The 18,873-nt window shown below is 72.5% G+C and carries 13 protein-coding genes, 1 tRNA gene and 4 pseudogenes; 6 read left to right on the plus strand and 12 right to left on the minus strand.

The window, feature by feature from the left end; translation table 11 throughout:
* Window positions 1–19 precede the first annotated feature (19 nt).
* The 3 genes from ABEB09_RS10185 to ABEB09_RS10195 all read right to left on the minus strand — a co-directional run bounded on the left by ABEB09_RS10185 (window position 20) and on the right by ABEB09_RS10195 (window position 5,152).
* Complete coding sequence (locus tag ABEB09_RS10185) at window positions 20–1,876, minus strand: tetratricopeptide repeat protein (RefSeq protein WP_345689298.1); 1,857 nt, start codon at window positions 1,874–1,876, stop codon at window positions 20–22.
* A gap of 203 nt (window positions 1,877–2,079) precedes the next feature.
* Window positions 2,080–2,153: transfer RNA gene (locus ABEB09_RS10190), tRNA-Met, on the minus strand.
* A gap of 41 nt (window positions 2,154–2,194) precedes the next feature.
* Window positions 2,195–5,152: a UPF0182 family membrane protein gene (locus ABEB09_RS10195; protein ID WP_345693898.1), complete on the minus strand. Its 2,958-nt coding sequence runs from the start codon at window positions 5,150–5,152 to the stop codon at window positions 2,195–2,197.
* Between the two features lie 169 nt (window positions 5,153–5,321).
* Between ABEB09_RS10195 and ABEB09_RS10200 the strand changes: the two genes are divergently transcribed.
* A complete protein-coding gene (locus tag ABEB09_RS10200) occupies window positions 5,322–5,879 on the plus strand; it encodes a PPA1309 family protein (protein WP_345689300.1) in 558 nt (185 codons plus the stop codon).
* A 154-nt stretch (window positions 5,880–6,033) separates the two neighbouring features.
* Here the strand turns inward: ABEB09_RS10200 and ABEB09_RS10205 are convergent, their stop codons facing one another.
* The 4 genes from ABEB09_RS10205 to ABEB09_RS10220 all read right to left on the minus strand — a co-directional run bounded on the left by ABEB09_RS10205 (window position 6,034) and on the right by ABEB09_RS10220 (window position 9,353).
* A complete protein-coding gene (locus ABEB09_RS10205) occupies window positions 6,034–7,122 on the minus strand; it encodes a YlbL family protein (protein ID WP_345689302.1) in 1,089 nt (362 codons plus the stop codon).
* Between the two features lie 70 nt (window positions 7,123–7,192).
* On the minus strand, window positions 7,193–7,363 hold the full coding sequence (locus ABEB09_RS10210; protein WP_345689304.1) for a hypothetical protein: 171 nt from the start codon (window positions 7,361–7,363) through the stop codon (window positions 7,193–7,195).
* A gap of 195 nt (window positions 7,364–7,558) precedes the next feature.
* Window positions 7,559–8,020, minus strand: coding sequence for a molybdenum cofactor biosynthesis protein MoaE (locus ABEB09_RS10215; protein ID WP_345689306.1), 462 nt, complete (start codon window positions 8,018–8,020; stop codon window positions 7,559–7,561).
* A gap of 223 nt (window positions 8,021–8,243) precedes the next feature.
* Window positions 8,244–9,353: an SDR family oxidoreductase gene (locus ABEB09_RS10220; RefSeq protein WP_345689308.1), complete on the minus strand. Its 1,110-nt coding sequence runs from the start codon at window positions 9,351–9,353 to the stop codon at window positions 8,244–8,246.
* A gap of 190 nt (window positions 9,354–9,543) precedes the next feature.
* Between ABEB09_RS10220 and ABEB09_RS10225 the strand changes: the two genes are divergently transcribed.
* Window positions 9,544–10,932, plus strand: a complete 1,389-nt coding sequence (locus ABEB09_RS10225) for a zinc-dependent metalloprotease (protein ID WP_345689310.1) — start codon at window positions 9,544–9,546, stop codon at window positions 10,930–10,932.
* Window positions 10,929–11,453: an NUDIX hydrolase gene (locus ABEB09_RS10230; RefSeq protein ID WP_345689312.1), complete on the plus strand. Its 525-nt coding sequence runs from the start codon at window positions 10,929–10,931 to the stop codon at window positions 11,451–11,453. The genes ABEB09_RS10225 and ABEB09_RS10230 overlap by 4 nt, the downstream gene beginning before the upstream one ends.
* A 141-nt stretch (window positions 11,454–11,594) precedes the next feature.
* On the opposite strand, the pseudogene ABEB09_RS10235 reads toward ABEB09_RS10230, so the two are convergent.
* The 4 genes and pseudogenes from ABEB09_RS10235 to ABEB09_RS10250 all read right to left on the minus strand — a co-directional run.
* Window positions 11,595–12,341: pseudogene (locus ABEB09_RS10235) on the minus strand (AIM24 family protein); the annotation flags it as partial.
* Between the two features lie 27 nt (window positions 12,342–12,368).
* The gene (locus ABEB09_RS10240; protein ID WP_345689314.1) at window positions 12,369–13,049 is read right to left on the minus strand and encodes an AIM24 family protein; all 681 of its coding nucleotides are present in this window, start codon (window positions 13,047–13,049) and stop codon (window positions 12,369–12,371) included.
* Between the two features lie 13 nt (window positions 13,050–13,062).
* Window positions 13,063–14,829: pseudogene (locus tag ABEB09_RS10245) on the minus strand (TerD family protein).
* 117 nt (window positions 14,830–14,946) lie between these two features.
* On the minus strand, window positions 14,947–15,522 hold the full coding sequence (locus tag ABEB09_RS10250) for a M48 metallopeptidase family protein (protein ID WP_345689316.1): 576 nt from the start codon (window positions 15,520–15,522) through the stop codon (window positions 14,947–14,949).
* A gap of 193 nt (window positions 15,523–15,715) precedes the next feature.
* Between ABEB09_RS10250 and ABEB09_RS10255 the strand changes: the two are divergent.
* From ABEB09_RS10255 to ABEB09_RS10265, 3 genes and pseudogenes are all read left to right on the plus strand, one after another.
* Window positions 15,716–16,528: pseudogene (locus ABEB09_RS10255) on the plus strand (ThiF family adenylyltransferase); the annotation flags it as partial.
* A 97-nt stretch (window positions 16,529–16,625) separates the two neighbouring features.
* Window positions 16,626–17,258 (plus strand): annotated as a pseudogene (locus ABEB09_RS10260) (ThiF family adenylyltransferase); the annotation flags it as partial.
* The gene (locus ABEB09_RS10265; RefSeq protein WP_345689318.1) at window positions 17,251–18,618 is read left to right on the plus strand and encodes an ABC1 kinase family protein; all 1,368 of its coding nucleotides are present in this window, start codon (window positions 17,251–17,253) and stop codon (window positions 18,616–18,618) included. The pseudogene ABEB09_RS10260 and the gene ABEB09_RS10265, both read left to right, overlap by 8 nt.
* 18 nt (window positions 18,619–18,636) lie before the next feature.
* Here the strand turns inward: ABEB09_RS10265 and ABEB09_RS10270 are convergent, their stop codons facing one another.
* On the minus strand, window positions 18,637–18,834 hold the full coding sequence (locus ABEB09_RS10270) for a hypothetical protein (protein ID WP_345689320.1): 198 nt from the start codon (window positions 18,832–18,834) through the stop codon (window positions 18,637–18,639).
* Window positions 18,835–18,873 lie beyond the last annotated feature (39 nt).

An 18,873-nucleotide genomic window follows, 5' to 3' on the forward strand; every position in this document is an offset into this window, starting at 1 on the left:
GACCAGCGCAAATCCATTCCTACGCGGTCAGCTCCTGGTGCAGCGCCTCGCTCAGCCGGGCCGCCCGCTCGGCGACCTCCGCCGGGCCCAGCTCGACGGCGCGGGCACACCAGCGCCGCCCCTCGGCCAGCTCACCGCGGCGCGCGGCGAGCAGCGCCAGGCGCAGGGCGGCGCGCCCGTGCCCGGCGCGGGCGGCGCGGCTCCACCACAGGGCGGCCTCCCGCTCGTTCCCGTCGCGCGCGAGGAGCAGCCCGAGGTTGAACGCGCCGTTGCGGCTGCCGGCCTCGGCGGCCTCCCGGTACCAGCGGGCGGCGTCGGCGACGTCGCCCCGGGCGGCGGCCAGCATGCCGACGCGCACCTGGGCGCGGCGGTGGCCCTGCTCGGCGGCCCGCTCGTACCACTCCTCGCACTCGGTCTTCTGCACCTGCGGCCGTCCCAGCTCGGGCGGGCCGGGCGGCGGCTGCCGCGCGTCGAGCACCGTGGCCAGCCGGAACGCGGCCTCGGCGCTGCCGCTGCCCGCGGCGACCCGCAGGTGGCGCTCGGCCTCCTGCTCGTCGCCGTCACGCAGGCGCGCGATGCCGACCTGGAGCGCGGCCTCGGTGTGCCCGGCCGCGGCGGCCCGCTCGTACCAGCGCAGGGCGGTGCGGTCGTCGTCGCGGCCCGCGTACAGGATGCCGAGGTTGAAGGCGGCGTCGACGCTGCCGGCCTCGGCGGCCTTGGAGAACCAGGGCTCGGCACCGTTCGGGTCACCGCTCTGCAGGAGCAGGATCGCCAGGGCGTTGGCGGCCTCGCGGTGGCCGGCGTACGCGGCGCGGCGGTACCACTGGTCGGCCTGGGCGGTGCGGCCCTGGGCGGCGAAGAGCAGGCCCAGGTTGTACGCGCCGTTCATGTCGCCCGCGTCGGTCGCCGCCCGGTACCAGCGCTCGGCGGTCTGGTACTCGCCGCGCGCGGCGTGCAGGGCGCCCAGCGCGTTGGCCGCGTTGGCGTCGCCCTCCTGGGCGGCGCGCAGCCACCAGACGGCGGCGCTCTCCTCGTCGCCCGCGTCGCGCAGCAGGAACCCGAGCGCGCACGCGGCCCGGGGCTCGCCGTCCTTCGCGGAGGTGAGGTACCAGCGGCCGGCCTCCTTCAGCTCGCCGCGCTTCTCCAGGATGGCCCCGAGGTGCAGGGCGGCGCGGCGGTGCCCGCGTGCCGCGGCCTGGCGGTACCACTGCTCGGCGCTGTCGCCTCCGGCCTCCGCCGGCGCCTCCGCCTCGCCCGTACCGGTGCCGAGGTCCCGCTTCTCCGCCTGCCGCTCCAGGGCGCGTGCCAGCCGGTAGGCGGCTTCGCGGTGGCCCTGCTCGGCGGCCACGCGCAGCCAGCGCTCGACGCCGGTGTCGCCGCGGTGCTCCATGAGGTCGGCGAGGGCGTACGACCCGAGGGCGTGGCCCTGCTCTGCGGACTGGCGCAGCCAGTACTCGGCGGCCGGCTCGTCGCCCCGCTCCCGGTAGTGACGGCCCAGCGCGTGGGCTGCGGCGGCCGAGCCGGCGACGGCGGCGATGCGCCACCAGCCGGCGGCGTCGTCGGCGTAGCCGCGCTGGTGCAGGAGGACGCCCAGGTTGTTGGCGGCGGCCCGGTCGCCGTCGGCGGTGGCGGCGCGCAGATAGGGCTCGGCGCCGTCGAGGTCGCCCCGGCGCAGCAGCATGGCCCCGAGGACGCTCATGGAGGCCGTTTCCCCGTTGTCGGCGGCGCGGCGGTGCCGGGCCTCGGTCTCGACGGTGTCCCCGGTCTCCGTGAAGTCGAGTGCGGCGTCAGCGTGGTCGAGCGCTTCCGCGGCACGTGCGGTGTGGTCGAACCGCCCTGTCTCCAACAGCGTTGCCCTGTCCCCCATACATTCCATCGTCGCACCACCCGCAACCCGCGTACACCTGGTATCCCGCAGCCAGTGAGGTCACTTCAGCGTTTTGTCGACATGCCCACAGAGAGACAAGTCAAACACGTCTCGCGCCAACTGCCCCCCATGACACGGGCCTTCGCCGGTCTTCGTATCTCGCACACATGACCAGGGCCCGGATCCTTGAGGATCCGGGCCCTGGCTTTCAGTAGCGGGGACAGGATTTGAACCTGCGACCTCTGGGTTATGAGCCCAGCGAGCTACCGAGCTGCTCCACCCCGCGCCGTTGTGTGTCCACCGTATCACGGCGCGGGGTGGGGTCCGTCAGCTCTTTTGTTCCGCCCCCGTCGCCGGCTTCTGCGGTGCGGGGGTCTGCTGGCCGGGGTTCTTCTGGTCGGCGGCCGCCTTGCGCTGGGCGTCCGCCGCGGCGGCCCGCTGCAGCGCGTCGGCCAGGGCCTCCTGGGCCTTGCCGTACGCCGTCCAGTCGCCCTTCTTCAGCGCCTCCTCGCCCTCCGTGAAGGCCTTCTGGGCATCGGCGATGGCCTGCTTGAGCGCGGCCTCGCCGGTGGCCGGCGGCTTCGTCGGGTCGGGCTTCGTCGGCGGCTGGGTGGTCGGCGGCGTCTCGCCCTCCACCCCGAACACCCCGTTGAGGGCACCGGCGAGGGTGTCCTCGAACACCGTGGTGTCCTTGGTGGCGTCGCCCTCCGGCTTGTTGGCGTCGACGTACGACACCGCCACCTTCTTCAGCAGCGGGTAGAGCGCGCTGCGGCCCTGGGCGTAGACCGGCTCGACGTACAGGAAGCCGCCGTCGAGCGGGACCGTGAGCAGGTTGCCGTACGCGATCTCCGAGTCGGCGCCCTTCAGGTCACGGACGAACTGCGCCACCGACGGGAGGCTGTTGAGCTTCGACTGCACCTGCGCCGGTCCCGGCACCTCGGACGTCACCCTCAGGAGCCTTATACGGCCGTAGTCCTTGCTGGTGGCGTCGGCGTCGACCGCCATGAACGCGCCCAGGTTGGGCCGTCCGTTCGGCGTGAACGTCGTCGTCAGCGAGAACCGCTGCTGGGTGTCCCCGGGCATCTTCATGCTCAGGTAGTACGGCGGGACCGCGTTGCCGTCCTTGGTGGTCGGGTCGGCGGGCACCTGCCAGGCGTCACTGCCGCTGTAGAACTGCGCGGCGTCCCGGACGTGGTAGCGGGTCAGCAGCTCGCGCTGGACCTTGAACATGTCCTGGGGGTAGCGCAGGTGCGCCTTCAGGTCGGCCTTGATGGCGTCCTTGGGCAGCACGGTGCCGGGGAACGCCTTCATCCAGGTCTTCAGGACCGGGTCCTCGGTGTCCCACTGGTACAGCTTGACCGTGCCGTCGTACGCGTCGACGGTGGCCTTCACCGAGTTCCGGATGTAGTTGACCTGGTTCTGCTGGGCGACGACCGTACGGGTCTGGTTGCCGGCGGTCAGCGAGTCCGCGGTGGTGTCGCCGAGCGTCGTGCGCGACGCGTACGGGTAGCCGTTCGTCGTCGTGTAGGCGTCGACGATCCACTGGATGCGGCCGTCGACGACCGCCGGGTAGGCGTCGCCGTCGATGGTCAGCCACGGCGCGACCGCCTCGACGCGCTCCTTGGGCGTGCGGTTGTACAGGATCCGCGAGCCGTCGCCGATGGCTCCCGAGTAGAGGATCTGCGGCTCGCTGAACGCGACGGCGTACGCGGCCCGGTTGAAGGCGTTGGAGAGGCTGACGCCGCTGTCGCCCTGGTAACTGGTCGTGCGCTCGCCGTTGGCCTCGTAGTCGAGTTCCTTCTGCGGGCCGCCGACGATCGAGTACTGCTCGGTCTTCTCGCCGTAGTAGATCCGCTGCTCGTACTTGGGGAGCTGGCCGCTGGTCGGCAGGCCGTTCTCGGTGAAGACCGGCGAGCCCGTGGAGTCCACGGCCGTGCCGGCCGCCATGATCGCGCCGTAGCCGTGGGTGTACGTGAAGTGGTCGTTGATCCAGTTCCGCTTCGGGATGCCCTTGATGTTGAGCTCACGCAGACCGACGACGGTGTCCTTGCCGGCGTACCGGTCGACGTCGAGGGTCATGGGGAACTGGTAGTACTTCCGCTTCTGCTCCAGCTGCTGGAACGTCGGCGAGACGATGTTGGGGTCGACCAGCCGGTAGCTGGCGGCCGAGTCGGCGTCCTTGCGGAGCTGGTCCTTGGCCTTGACCGTGGCCTTGCCCGAGTAGTTCTCCGGCTTCGTGCCGTCGATGGCGTACGCCTTGCGGGTCGCCTCGATGTTCTTCTCGATGTACGGCGCTTCCTTGGCCTGCTCGTTGGGCTGGACCTGGAACTTCTGCACGATCGCCGGGTACAGGCCGCCGATCAGGATCGCCGACAGCACCATCAGGCCGAAGCCGATGACGGGCAGCTGCCAGGTGCGGCGCCACAGGGTCCCGAAGAACAGCAGCGCGCAGATCACCGCGATGCAGAACAGGATCGTCTTCGCCGGCAGGTAGGCGTTGGCGTCGACGTACCGCAGGCCCGTCCAGTTGCCGGCCGCCTTGAAGTCACTGGACTTCACGGCCAGCCCGTACCGGTCCAGCCAGTAGGCCACGGCCTTCAGCGCAACGAAGACGCCGAGCAGCACCGACAGGTGGCCGGTCGCGGCGGCGGTCGCCCGCGCACCGGGGCTGGTGATCCGCAGCCCGCCGTACAGGTAGTGCGTGAGCACGGCGGCGATCAGCGACAGCACGGTCGCCGCGAAGCCGAAGCCGAGCAGGAACCGGTACCAGGGCAGGTCGAACGCGTAGAACGCCACGTCCATCCCGAACTGCGGGTCCTTCTCGCCGAAGGCGACCCCGTTCACCCACATCAGGTAGGTCCGCCACTGGCCCGACGCGGAGGCGCCCGCGATCAGGCCGACGACGGCGGCGATCGCCAGGAGCACCCACTTCTTGTACGGGGCCACTCCCATCCGGTAGCGGTCCAGGCTCTGCTGCTCCAGCGACATCGCGCTCAGCGGCGGCCGCAGCCGGTGCGCGAGCCAGATGTTGAGCCCGACGGCCAGCGCCATGAGCAGGCCGAAGACCGCGAACATGCCGATCTTGGTCCACAGCGTGGTCGTGAAGACCGACGAGTAGTTGACGGACCTGTACCACAGCCAGTCCGTCCAGAACCCGGCGAACATGACGAAGAGCATGGCCAGGACGGCCAGCACCCCCAGCGTCATGAGCAGGGTACGGGCCCGCCGCGACGGCCGGCCGACTCTGATCCGTGGCCCGGTCGGGCCTCCGCCGCGGTCCGGCATCTGGAAAGCCAACGTGCGCCCCTCGAAGTTCGCGGTCGTGTGTGTGCCGGTGCCTCCCCCTTGTGTGAGGCACCCCAGCAGGCCCAGCGATCGTAGAGCCCACTGATGCAACTTACTGAAGCTTTACCTAGTTCCCGTTCTGGGGTCGGGAAGAGGCAGGATATTGACCATGTCCAACGTTTCTCCCTCAGGCCCTCCGATGGCCGCGAGCCCGCTCACACGCGCGGTGCTCGAGATCGACGAGTACGTGGCGGGCCTCGGCTGGGACCAGCCGGCCAGGCTCTTCGCCCTCGTCGACACCGCGGCGCTGCGCGCCCAGGAGCCGGAGCTGGCGACCCAGCTCGGGCTCGACAGTGACGAGGCCGCGGCCCCGCTCACCCCGATCGAGCAGGACGAGCTGCCGGCCGGCCGGCCGCTCGACGAGTTCCTCGGCACCATCGCCTGGCCGGACGCGGTGACCGGCTGCGCGCTGACCGTGGAGCGGCTGATGCTGCCGCCGTCGGCGGAGGCGTCGGTGCCCGACGGCCTGGACGAGGCCGGTCTCGCGAAGTGGGTCGCCCGGCACCCGGACCGCCAGGAGGTCCGGATGACGGTGGCCGTGCTGCGGGACGGTGCCCGCGAGTCGGCGCTGCGGCTGCGGGAGAAGGACTCCCCCACCGAGGTCCTGACGGGCGCCGACCTGGTGCCGGGGCTGGCCGAGGCGCTGGCCGCCACCTTCGAGAGCTGACGGGCGGGTCCCGGGGCGGCGCAACGGGGGCGCCGGCCGGGGGGAGCCGGCCCGCTGGACGGGCGTACGGGCCGCAGCGGGCGGTACGGGGCCTGGAGGCGCCCGCGGAGCCTCGTGCGGCCTGCGGAGCCCCGTGCCGGGCGTAAGGGGGCGGTCAGCCCGCCGAGCAGCTCGGCAGGGCCGCCGTGTTCCCGTCCCGGACCTTCTCCAGGGACTTCACCGCGTCCGCGATCGTGTTCACCTTGATCAGGGTCAGGCCGTCCGGGATGTCCGTGACCGCCGCCGCGCAGTTCTCGGCGGGGGTGAGGAAGTACTTCGCGCCCGCGTTGCGCGCGCCGACCAGCTTCATGTCGATCCCGCCGATGGGGCCGACCTTGCCGGTGTCGTCGATGGTGCCGGTGCCGGCGACGAACCGGCCGCCGGTGAGCGGGCCGGGGGTGAGCTTGTCGACGATGCCGAGCGCGAACATCAGGCCGGCGCTGGGGCCGCCCACGTCGTCGAGCCTGATGTCGATCGTGAACGGGAACGTGTGGTCGGTGCCGGCCTGGATGCCGACGATCGCGCGGTTCTCGTCCCCCGCCGCCTTCGTGGTGAGGGTGATGTCCTCGGTGACGGTGGGGTCGCGGCGGGCCTTCTCCGCGGCGGCGGCCTCCTTGGCGGGGACGATCGTGAACTCCACGGTCTGCCCCGGCCGCCGCTTCGTGACGATCTTGGCCACGTCCTGCGGGACCTTGACCGGTGTACCGTCCACCGCCTTGATCACATCCCCGGCGTGCAGCCTGCCCTCGGCGGGGCTGCTCTTCTGGACGGAGGAGACGACCACCCGGGACGCCACCGGGATGCCCAGCTGGCCGAGGGCCGCGACGCGCGCGCTCTCCTGGGACTGGCTGAACTCCTCGGCGTTCTCCTGCGTCGACTGCTCCTCGGTCTTGCCGTCCGGGTAGAGCGTGTCGTGCGGCACCACGACGCTGTCGTCGGAGAGCCAGCCGGCGACCGCCTCGACGAGGTTCATCCGGTAGTCGGCACCGGTGACGCGGACCGTGGTCATGTTCAGGTGGCCGGACGTCGGGTACGTCTCACGGCCGGAGACCCGCAGCACCGGCTCCCCGCCCGAGTCGCCGAGCGTGTTGACCGTGGGGCCGGGGCTCATCTCCGAGTAGGGCACCGGGATGAAGACTCCCGCGCAGAGCAGCGCGATGAGGACGAGGGTGGAGGCGAGCATCGTCGCGGTGCGGCGTGGCATGGAACGACAGTACGGGACCGGCCTGTCAGTGCACCCCCGGGGCCGTCCGTACGGGGCGATCAACCGATGGTCAGACGGATTCGCGTTCGGAGTGGGCCCGGTCCATCGCGTCGCGGAACCTGGCGTACCCCGCCAGCTCGGCTATGTCCCCGGTGGTGCGGTCCCGCGCCGCCCAGCCTCCCCATATCGCGGCACCGACGACGGCGAAGAGCGGTATCAGCAACCAGGCGAGTGCTGCCATCGCGACCTCCCATCCCCAAGATCGAGAGCAACGGACCGATCGGTATCCGATCAGCAGATTAACCATCCGCCGTCTCAACGCTCATGCCGGGGAGGCCGTTACGCAAATCGGGCCTTGCGGAACCGGCCGCCGGAACGCCGCCACAGCGCCCCCTCCGGCCACGCGGAAGGCGCCGGAGGGCTGCTGCCGGCCTCGTCAGCAGGCGCCGACCCACTCCTCGGTGCCGTCCGAGAATCGCTGGTGCTTCCAGATGGGGACCTCGTGCTTGAGGTCGTCGATCAGCTTGCGGCAGGCCGCGAAGGCCTCGGCGCGGTGGGGGCAGGACACGGCGACGACCACCGCCAGGTCGCCGACCGTCAGATCGCCCACCCGGTGGACGGCGGCCAGGGCGCGGACCGGGAAGTCGGCGACGACCTTCTCGGCGACGCGGCGCAGCTCGGCCTCGGCCGTCGGGTGGCTGGAGTACCCGAGGGCGTCCACGTCGGCGCCGCCGTCGTGGTTGCGGACGGTGCCCACGAAGAGCGCGGTGCCGCCGGCGGCGTCGTCGCCGACGGCGCGGAAGACCTCGTCGAGGGAGAGCGGGGTGTCGCGGATCGCCAGCAGCCGGATCGGGTCGTCGGCGGCGCGCTCGCCGGGGTGGTCGTACGTGGGAGCCATGGCATCCATCGTGCCGTACGGGACGGCAGCACGGAATTGCCTGTTCGACCGGCGGACGCACGCGCGCGTTGGAGCCTCGTACAGGCGCATCGTTCCGGCCGCGCCCATGCCCGGCCGCGGCGACCGGCGCGTACGCACATGTGCACCCGCGTGGCTCGCGCCGCCGGTGCGCCTGTGCCGTGCTTCGCGTGCGGCTCCGGTCCGGCCGCCGCCGTGGGCCCGGCTACAGCCCGCGGCGCCTGCGGGCGCGGCGGACCAGGGCGGCCGTGCCGAGCAGGGCGACCGTGGCGCCCGCCGCACCCGCGGCCGTGGCGTCCTTGCGGCCCAGGCGGCGGCCCGCGACGGTGTGCCGGCCGGACACCTCCTCCAGCAGCGCGGCGAGGACCTCCTCGTTCGTCCACCGGGGCCGCCAGCCCGCGTCGTGGAGCCGGCCGACGCTGACCACCCACGGGTGCATCGTGTACGCCAGGTCACCGGCGGGTGACGGAGTGAGGCCGATCCGGTGGAGCCGGGCCGCCGCCCCGAGCGCGACGGCGGAGGGCAGCTCCATGCGGCGGATGCCGCTCAGCTCCTCGACCTCCTCCTGCTCCAGCCAGCCGTCGCAGCCGACCGCGAACTCCCCGTCGACCTTCTCCAAAGCCGCGTACTCCAGCGCGCTGACCAGGTCCTCCACGTGGCAGAACTGCCAGGCGGGCCGGGAGCCGGCGACGACGAGCAGGCGCGGTGACTCGAAGTAGCGGGTCAGGGCGGTGTCCGTGCCGCCCACCAGGACGGCGGGGCGGACGACGGTGATGTTCAGGCCGGGGTGGGCGCGCGGGGCCCGGCGGGCCAGGCGCTCGATCTCCAGGAGGTCGCCCACGCCGGTGGCCTCGGCGGTGGCCCGCAGCTCGGCGTCCTCGGAGAGCGGGATGTCGTTGTCCGCGAGCGCCCCGTAGACCATGGCCGAGGTGCACAGGACGACCCGGTGGACCCCGGCGGCAGCGGCGGCGGTCAGGACGGTCTGCGTACCCCGTACGTTGTACGCGGTACGGGCGGCGGAGTCGGTCTCCAGGTCGAGGTCGAGGGCCAGGTGCACCACGACGTCCGCGCCGCGCAGCTTCTCGGCGATGGCCGGGTCCCGCACGTCCAGGATGTGCCACTGGGCCTCGGACACGTCGCCGCGCCGCTCGTCGATGGCGATGACCTGCTTGATCTCGTCGGACCCAACGAGGCGGCGGGTCAGCAGGTCGCCGACGCCGGATGCGGCGCCGGTGACCGCGACGACGGGGCCCCGGGCGGCGGACGGGGTTGAGCGGTTTCGCGCTGCGCGAACCTGCGGATCTGGGGAACTCACCAGGCGTCTCCAGCGGTTGTCTTCAGTACGTACGCGGACAACGCGCACGTACCAGGTGGCGTCCATCCTGCCGCAGGCGATGCGTCAGTGGAGCACCGAGCCCCAGTCCGGCCCGGATGTCTACGCTGGGTGTGATGTCGGGCAACCGCCGTCGGCAGGAAGCCGGCGGCCCTACGAGCCGAGGAAACCCGTGAGCGACACCCCATTCGGATTCGGCCTTCCGCCGGAGGAGCCGGACAACGGCGACGAAGGCAAGAAGCAGCCCCAGGGTGGTGGCAACCCCTTCGGGTTCGGCGGTCTGCCGGGCGGCGGCCAGGGCGGCCCGGACAACCCGTTCGCCGCGATGTTCGGCGCCTTCAACCCCGCCGACCTGGGCGCCGCCTTCCAGCAGCTCGGCCAGATGCTGAGCTACGAGGGCGGTCCCGTGAACTGGGACATGGCCAAGCAGATCGCCCGCCAGACCGTGGCCCAGGGCACGCCCGACGGCACGAAGGACGCCAGCGTGGGCCCCGCCGAGCGCACGGCGGTCGAGGAGGCCGTGCGGCTGGCGGACCTGTGGCTGGACGACGCGACCTCGCTGCCGTCCGGGGCGGCGACCGCCGTCGCGTGGTCCCGCGCGGAGTGGGTCGAGGCGACGCTGCCCGCGTGGCAGCAGCTGGTCGACCCGGTCGCCGAGCGGGTCGGCACGGCGATGGGTGCCGTGCTGCCCGAGGAGATGCAGGCCATGGCGGGCCCGCTGATCGGCATGATGCGGTCCATGGGCGGGGCGATGTTCGGCCAGCAGATCGGGCACGCCGTGGGCGTCCTGGCGGGCGAGGTGGTCGGCTCGACGGACATCGGGCTGCCGCTGGCCCCGGCCGGCAAGGCCGCGCTGCTGCCGCTGAACGTGGCGGCCTTCGGCAAGGACCTGAGCGTGCCGCTGGAGGAGGTGCGGCTCTACCTGGCGCTGCGCGAGGCCGCCCACCAGCGGCTCTTCGCCCACGTGCCGTGGCTGCGCTCGCACCTGTTCGGCGCGGTCGAGGGGTACGCGCGCGGGATCAAGGTCGACACCTCGAAGCTGGAGGACGCGGTCTCGCAGCTCGACCCGACCAACCCGGAGCAGCTGCAGGAAGCCCTTCAGCAGGGCATGTTCCAGCCGGAGGACACGCCCGAGCAGAAGGCGGCCCTGGCCCGGCTGGAGACGGCGCTCGCGCTGGTCGAGGGCTGGGTGGACGCGGTGGTGCACGCGGCGGCCGGCTCGCGGCTGACGTCCGCGGGCGCGCTGCGCGAGACGCTGCGGCGGCGCCGCGCGACCGGTGGCCCCGCCGAGCAGACCTTCGCCACGCTGATCGGCCTGGAGCTGCGCCCGCGGCGGCTGCGGGACGCCTCGCGGCTGTGGGCGTCGCTCACGGACGCGCGCGGTGTCGACGGGCGGGACGCCCTGTGGGAGCACCCCGACATGCTGCCCACCGCGTCGGACCTGGACGACCCGGACGGTTTCGTCCACCGCGAGCACCTGGACTTCTCGGAGCTGGACAAGATGCTCGGTGAGGCGGCCCCGCGCCCCGACGAGAACGGCAAGGACGACACCGACAAGTGAGCCTGCACGATGACGCCGTCCTCGTACTGAAGGCGTACGAGGGCGGGCAGGAGGAGCTGCGCCGGACGTATCTGGACCACTTGGCGGCGCACCCGGACGGGATGTGGAAGGCGTGCGGGGCCGGGCACCTGACGGCCAGCGCGCTGGTGGTGGACCCCGAGCGCGGCGGGGTGCTGCTGACCCTGCACAAGAAGCTCGGCATGTGGTTGCAGATGGGCGGCCACTGCGAGCCGCAGGACACGACGGTGGCCGGGGCGGCGCTGCGCGAGGCGACCGAGGAGTCCGGCATCCCGGGCCTGACGCTGCTGCCGGGCGGCCCGCGGCGGCTCGACCGGCACCCGATCCCGGCGCCCTGCAATTGGCACCTGGACCTTCAGTACGTGGCGCTCGCGCCGCCGGACGCGGTGGCCGCGATCAGCGAGGAGTCGCTGGACCTGCGCTGGTTCCGGTACGACGAGGTGGCGGCGGTGGCCGACGGCTCGGTCGTACGGCTGGTGGAGGCGGCGCGGACGGCGCTCTGACGTCGGTGCGCACATGCCGCGCGTTCCGCAGGGACTGTGTTCCGCAGGGCCTGCCTGTGTTCCGCAGGGCCTGTGTTCCGCGCGGCATGTGTAAGGGGCGGCCTCCATTGAGGGCCGCCCCTTACATCGTCGTGGCAGGCGTCAGTTCCAGGCGTTGTTCTGGTTCTGGGCGTGCGCGCCGTGCTGGCCGACGCCGAACTGGGCGCCGATGCCCTGGCCGATCTGGACGTTCTGCGGCGGCATGACCTCGCTCGGCTGGACGAGGGCGAAGCCCTGCCCGAGGAAGCTCAGCTCCCAGCCCTCGCCGGTGTTGCCCCGGCGCCTGCGCACGCTCGACGAGTGCGTCTGCGCCTGCATCTGCACCCGCAGCGACGACGACCAGGCGACGATCGCGTCGGCGTCGGCGTTGACGTACTTCTCCGGCGTGACCTGCATCATCAGGGGCTGGCCCGAGGTCATCAGGGCGACCTTCCCGCGGCCCGAGATGTTGAGCTGGTACTTGCCCGAGCCGGAGATGCCGTACTGGCTGTCCACGGCGATGACCTCGGTGTGGAGGGTGGAGTCGAGCGCCAGGACATAGGCGCTGTCCACGGTCAGCCCGTCCTGGTCGACCTCCACGACGTGGATGTACTGCGCCAGGTTGGCGAGGTAGACGGTGCCCTGGCCGGAGCAGCGCATCAGGTCGAGGCCCTCACCGGTGTTGGCGCGGGCGGTGCGCTGGTTGCCCGTCTGGTACTCGCCGTCGAAGTCCATCAGCCCCTGGTAGGCGACCATGGCGCCCTTGCGGGCGAGGACGTCGTCGTGGCCGGTGAGGCTGACGCGCAGGAGCTGGGGTTTCTGGACGACGTACCGTTCCTGGCTCTGCTGTTCGGTGTGGCTGAAAAGCGGCTCTGCATGGTGTGTTCTCGCTCCCCCTCAGTTCCGGACCCGCAGGCGGTCCGTACTGTCCTCGCTCGGCTGGACGACGACGATGCCCTGGCCGGAGAAGGCCATCTGGTACGCCTCCCCGCTGCCCCGCCCGATGAGGGAGGAGGCCTTGAAGCTGCGCTTGCCCTTCACCTTGAGGGACGGCGACCAGGCCACGAGGGCGTCGGGGTCGACGTACGTCTCGTCGTCGCCGCGACCGCAGTCGACCACGATCGGCGTGCCGCGCGAGGTGAGCGCGACCCAGCCGGTGCCGGCGATCTGCACGTTCCACAGGCCCTGTCCGGCGAACTTGGCCATTCCCTTGACCCGTTCGACGCCCCACTGGAGGTGGGCGTCGAAGGCGAGCACGTTGGTGCCGTTGACGGACAGGGCGTCGTTGTCGAGGTTCACGACGACGACGTCCGCGCCGTAGTCGGCGAGGTACAGCAGTCCGTCGCCGGTGCACTTCATGAGGGGCGCGCCCTCACCGGTCACCCACTGGGCGGCGACCTGCCGCAGGGCGGGCGGGTTCGGCTCGTACTGGATGAAGCCCTCGTACGCGACGACGGAGCCGGTCCTGGCGAACAGGTCCTGGCCGGTGGCCATGGCGACCTTGAGCATGGCGTTGCCGTGGTTCTCCATACGGGCCACGGTGGGGGTCGGGGCGTAGCCCGCGAGTTGCTGGTTCATGGTTCGGGCTCCCTCAGACCTCGTACGGCTGGACGACGATGAAGTTGCCGGGGGCGCCCCGGAACTGCAGGTTGACCGTCTCGCCGCTGTGCCCCGGGTAGGCGTTGCGGCGCAGCCGGACCTGGCTGGACAGGACCACCTGGAGGCCGCGGACCAGGCCACGACGGCGTTGCAGTCGGCGAACGTCGTGGGCGTGACGGGCAGGACGACGGGCACGCCGTGGGTCTTCACGACGACCGTGCCGGTGCCGTGGAAGAGCATGGTGAACAGCGCGCCGCCGGGGATGCCGTGGCCCTCGATGCGGCGGACCTCGTGGTGCAGCGTCTCGTCGAACGCGAGGACGTTCTCGGCGGAGACGCAGATGCCGTCGCCCTGCAGCTCGATCGGGTGGAGCTGGGCGTTGTTCTCGGCGAGGAAGACCTGGCCGCGGCCCGTGCAGCGCATGAGCTGCATCTCCTGGCCCGTGGCGTTGCCGACGATGCGCCCGCGAACCCGGCGCCCTTGTAGCTGAAGTCGACCTTGCCCTGGTACATGACCATGCTGCCCTGGCGGGCCAGGACCGGTACCTCGCCCATGGCGAGGTCGACGCGCATGAGCATCGGGTTCTGCGGCGTCCAGCGCTGGCCGGTGGGCGTTTCCCGGTACTTCTGGAGGGCGGCCGCCAGACCGGCGCCCTGGGGCGCGCCCTGCGGGACGCCGTGGGGCATGCCCTGGGGCGGCATGCCCACGGGCGGCTGCTGGCCGTACTGCGGCTGCGGCTGGCCGTACGGGCCCGGGGCGGCCGGTGCCGGGCGGGCTGACCGTACGGGGGCGTCTGCCCGTACGGCGCCTGCTGGCCGTAGGGCGGGGTCTGGCCGTACGGCGGGGTCTGGCCGGGGACTTGGCCGTACTGCGGCTGCTGGGGCGGCTGCTGCTGGTTGGGCTGCCCGTACGGGGCGGGCTGCGCGGGCGCCTGGGGTGCCGGAGCCTGCGGGGCCATGGGCGCTGCCATGGTGGGCGCGGCGTGCAGCGGCTGCTGCGGCTGTGCCGGGGCGGGCGCCGGGGTCTGGGCGGCCGCGGGGGCCGGGGCAGGGGCCACCGGAGCGCCGAACGAGGGCGCGGGGGTGGGCTGTTGCGGCTGCGGGATCTGGGGCGCCTGGGGCGCGGGGGCCGTCTGCGGCGTGGTCGGGGCGCCGAAGGCGGGTGCGGCCTGGGCCGGCGGCGCGAAGCTCGGTGCCGCCTGCGGGGGCGGCGCGGCCTGCGGCTGCTCCTCCTCCAGCACCTCGCCGCCGAAGTTCCTGAGCAGCGCCTCCAGTCCACCGTCGAAGCCCTGGCCGACGGCGGCGAACCGCCAGACGTCCTTGAGGTAGAAGTCGCCGAGCATCACGGCGCGCTCGGTGCTGAACTCCGAGCCGTCGAAGGCGTAACGGGCGACTTCCTCACCGCCCGCGACGATTCTGATGTAGCCGGGGCCGACCTGGGACATCTGGCCGGCGCCGTCGAGGGTCGCGGTGAAGGACAGCTTGTGGATGTGCGCCGGGACGCGGTCGAGCGTGACGCGGAAGGACTCGGTGTCGCCGGCCTGCGCACCGAGCAGCTGGACGGACTCCTCGGGGGTCTTCGGCTGGTTGAAGAAGACGAAGTACCGGTCGTCGGAGAGCCGCTCGTCGGCGTCGAGCCCGAAGCAGCTGATGTCGAAGGTCAAACCGGGACCCGCGATCTGCACGCCCACGTACAGATCCGTCCCGGCAGTCAGATCACTGATCCTGGCCTTGTGGCCGCGTTGGAATTCCCTGGCCATGCGTAACGACCGTCCCCCATCCCGGATTGGTGTGCGTCGCGCCAGGCTAACGGCTCGCTCGGACAACCGACACGTCCGCGCCCGCCTCGGTACGGACTCGGTACAGGATCGGTGAATTCACTCCTCGCGGCTGCCGGGAACGTGCGGCAGCCGGTCGGCCGCGACCACGCCCTCCAGGTAACCGCGGGCCCGTTCGGTGCGCGGGTAGGCCTCCAGGAGACGCCAGAACCGCGGTCCGTGCCCGGGGACCAGGAGGTGCGCCAGCTCGTGGAGCAGCACGTAGTCGATGACGTACTCGGGCATGCCCTGGAGCCGGTGCGAGAGCCGGATGCTGCCCTCGGCCGGGGTGCACGAGCCCCAGCGGGTGTTCTGGTTGGTGACCCAGCGGACGGAGGCCGGGCGGGCCCGTCCGTCGAGGTACTGGCCGGACAGCCGCTCCGCGCGCTCGGCCAGCTCGGAGTCGCCGAGGAGACGTCTGCTCTCCTGCGCGGCGAGCTTGTCCAGCATCACCGTCACCCAGCGTTGTTCCTCGGCCTCCGACATGCGCGCGGGGATGAGGACGACGGTGCGGTCGCCCTCCCGATAGGCGGAGACCGTCCTGCGGCGCCGGGAACTCCTGCGCACCTCGACGGCGGACGTCCGCGTTCCCCGGGTCGGGGCGCTGGTCGGGCTGAGGTGTGGGTCGGCGGGCACGCCCAGACCGTACCTGCTGGGGGCGGGCGAAGTCCCTCTTCGGAACGGTTCGCGCACGATCCATCCACAGCCTGCACCATTTGAATGACTAATGCTCCCGCGCTGTGGACGGCCGACTACGCCGGGTCGACGGCGGAGGCATTCTGACCGCGGGAGACCGAGAAGTCCGCGGAACGGGGGCGGGAGCATGGGCATGCGTCCGATGGTGAAGCCGGCGCTGCGGCGCGCGTGGCGTGATCTTCAGTTCGTGCAGTTCGGGGTGACGCCCGCGCACGCGGTGGTGGTCGGGCCGGTGGATACGACGACGGGCGGGCTGCTGGGCCTGCTCGACGGTACGCGCGGGCTGCCCGTCCTGCGCGAGGAGGCGAGGGCGCTGGGGGTGCCGGACGGCTGGCTGGAGGGTCTCCTGACCCGGCTGTCGGACGCGGGGCTGCTGGAGGACACGACACCGGCGGCCGGCCCGGAGCCGTGTGCCGCCGCCGCTTTACGGCGCGGGGCGGACGTGCTGGACCGGCTGCGCCCGGATCTGGCGTCGCTGTCGGTGGTGCACCGCGAGCCGGGCGGGGCGATACGGCGCCTGGCCGCCCGGGCCGGAATGCGGGTGCAGGTGCGGGGCGCGGGCCGGGTGGGTGCGAGCGTGGCGGCACTGCTGTCCGGTGCGGGCGTGGGCCGGGTCGAGGTGCTGGACGGCGGCTGCGTGGAGCCGTGGGACGTGGCACCGGGCGGCTTCCCGGCGGCCGCCATCGGCGTGCGGAGGGACGTGGCGGCACGCCGACTGGTACGCGAAGCGGCTCCGCACGGTGCGCGGGCCGGACGCCGGAGAGCCGGCGCGGGGTCGGGTGCGAGGTCCGGTGCGGAGCCGTGCGCGTGGGCCACGACGGGGGCCGGGGCGGGCGCCGGGCGAGGACTGGCACCGTCGCTGGATCGGGAGCCGAGGCGGACGTCTGGGCGGAAGCCGGCCCGGGCGCTCGTACGGAGGCCGGCCCGGGCGCCCGGGCTGGCTCCGGCCGAGGCGCTTGTGCGGAAGCCGGCCCAGATGCCTGGGCGGAAGCCCACCCGGGCCCCGGAGCGGAGGCTGACCCGGGCGCCTGGGTGGGAACCCACCTGGGCGCCGCAGTCGGCGCCGGCGGGGCGCCGATGCCGTGGGTGGTGCCGAGCCGGGGCTGTCGTTGGTCGTCGTGGCGCCCCGGGACGGTCTCGCGGCGTACGCCCCGGATCCGGTGACGGCCGATCCGTGGGTGGCGACGGGTACGCCGCACCTGTTCGCCGGGGTGGTGGAGGCGACGGGCGTGGTGGGCCCGCTCGTGCTGCCGGGCGGTACGGCGTGTGCGCGGTGCGTGGAGCTGCACCGGACGGACGAGGACCCGGCGTGGCCGCGGATGCTGGCGCAGTGGCGTTCGGGGCGCCGTGGCTGCGGGCCGGCCGGGGACATGGGCCTGGTGGCCACGGTCGCGGGGCTGACGGCCGCGCTTGCGCTGGCGTTCCTGGACGGGGATCCTCCGGCGAGTGCGGGGGCGCGGTGGGAGGTGTCGTCGCCCCTGCTGGAGTGGCGGGCGCGACGGGTGGTGCCGCACGCCGCGTGCCCGTGCGGGGCGGCGGGTCCGGGTGAGGGGGAGCGCGCCTCGGATGCCGGTACGGGGCAGGACACAATGGCGGGGTGGCCGCCGCCGTCAAGGGGGTCATGCCGAGGGCAAACGCGGCACGGCAGTCTCGGATTGGGAGGGGCGCATGTCTGATCTACCCCGGAAGGCGGTCACTCGTACCGCCAAGTTGGCGGCGCTGCCGCTGGGATTCGCGGGCCGGGCCACGTGGGGACTGGGCAAGCGGATCGGGGGCAAGTCCGCCGAGATCGTGGCGCGGGAGCTGCAACAGCGCACGGCGGACCAGCTGTTCAAGGTGCTCGGCGAGCTGAAGGGCGGGGCCATGAAGCTCGGGCAGGCGCTGTCCGTCTTCGAGTCGGCGCTGCCGGAGGAGATAGCGGGCCCGTACCGGGCGGCCCTGACGAAGCTTCAGGACGCGGCCCCGCCGATGCCGGTCCGTACGGTGCACGGGGTGCTGGAGGAGCGGCTGGGCGAGGACTGGCGGGAGTTGTTCCTGGAGTTCGAGGACAAGCCGTCGGCGGCGGCGTCGATCGGGCAGGTGCACCGGGCGGTCTGGCACGACGGCCGCGAGGTGGCGGTGAAGGTGCAGTATCCGGGGGCGGGCGAGGCGTTGCTGTCGGATCTGGCGCAGCTGGGCCGGTTCGTCAGACTGCTGGGGCCGCTGGTCCCGGGCATGGACATCAAGCCGCTGGTCACCGAGTTGCGCGACCGGGTGTCGGAGGAGCTGGACTACGAGCTGGAGGCGCGGGCGCAGCGCGAGCACGCGGCGGAGTTCGCCGACGACCCGGACGTGGTGGTCCCGGACGTGGTGCACCAGTGCGACCAGGTGCTGGTGACGGAGTGGATCGACGGGATACCCCTGTCGGAGATCATCGCCGAGGGCACGCCGGAGGAGCGGGACAGGGCGGGGCAGTTGCTGGCGCGCTTCCTGTTCTCGGGCCCGAGCCGTACGGGGCTGCTGCACGCGGATCCGCATCCCGGGAACTTCCGGCTGCTGCCGGGTGAGGACGGGGGCGGGCCGAGGCTCGGCGTGCTGGACTTCGGCACGGTGGACCGGCTGCCGGGCGGGCTGCCGGAGACGATCGGCACGTGCCTGCGGATGACGCTGGAGGGCGAGGCGGAGGCGGTCTACGAACTGCTGTGCGGCGAGGGGTTCGTGAAGGACTCCATAGAGCTGGACCCGGACGCGCTGCTGGAGTACCTGCTGCCGATCATCGAGCCCGCGCAGGTGGACGAGTTCGTGTTCACACGGGAGTGGATCCGCGCGCAGGCGGCGCGGATCGCCGATCCTCGCTCCCCCGCCCACCAGTTGGGCAAGCGGATCAACCTGCCACCGTCGTATCTGCTGATACACCGGGTCACGTTGAGCACCATCGGGGTGCTGTGCCAGCTCAATGCCACGGTGCGGCTGCGGGAGGAACTGGAGGAGTGGCTTCCGGGCTTCCTTCCCGATGAGCCGGAGCAGCGGGAGGAGTCGGTCCCGGCGCGGGTCTGAGCCGTCACCGGCCCGCGGTCACCACCAGGAGGAGTCGAGTCTCGATTCGATGGACCTGATGTGTTCGCGGGCGCAGGTGTCGCAGAGGTACATCCGGCGGCCGTTCTCGACGGAGCAGGTCCAGGTCACGGGGAGGCTGTCGGCGGTCTTGCCGCAGCGGGAGCACACCACGCGCTGTGTGCGCGGCGGTTCGGGGTCGGGTGTCCGCTCGTTCACCACGAGACGATAACTCTCCGGAGGGCCGGTTGGGCGCTG

Origin of the sequence: Streptomyces coeruleoprunus, from assembly GCF_039542925.1 — a bacterium.
Classification (GTDB): Bacteria; Actinomycetota; Actinomycetes; order Streptomycetales; family Streptomycetaceae; genus Streptomyces; species Streptomyces coeruleoprunus.

Coding starts and splice junctions, on each gene's coding strand:
- ABEB09_RS10205 (WP_345689302.1), bottom strand. CDS start 7,122: ATGCCACGCCGCACCGCGACGATGCTCGCCTCCACCCTCGTCCTCATC.
- ABEB09_RS10200 (WP_345689300.1), top strand. CDS start 5,322: ATGTCCAACGTTTCTCCCTCAGGCCCTCCGATGGCCGCGAGCCCGCTC.
- ABEB09_RS10195 (WP_345693898.1), bottom strand. CDS start 5,152: ATGCCGGACCGCGGCGGAGGCCCGACCGGGCCACGGATCAGAGTCGGC.
- ABEB09_RS10215 (WP_345689306.1), bottom strand. CDS start 8,020: ATGGCTCCCACGTACGACCACCCCGGCGAGCGCGCCGCCGACGACCCG.
- ABEB09_RS10240 (WP_345689314.1), bottom strand. CDS start 13,049: ATGAACCAGCAACTCGCGGGCTACGCCCCGACCCCCACCGTGGCCCGT.
- ABEB09_RS10210 (WP_345689304.1), bottom strand. CDS start 7,363: ATGGCAGCACTCGCCTGGTTGCTGATACCGCTCTTCGCCGTCGTCGGT.
- ABEB09_RS10265 (WP_345689318.1), top strand. CDS start 17,251: ATGTCTGATCTACCCCGGAAGGCGGTCACTCGTACCGCCAAGTTGGCG.
- ABEB09_RS10185 (WP_345689298.1), bottom strand. CDS start 1,876: ATGGAATGTATGGGGGACAGGGCAACGCTGTTGGAGACAGGGCGGTTC.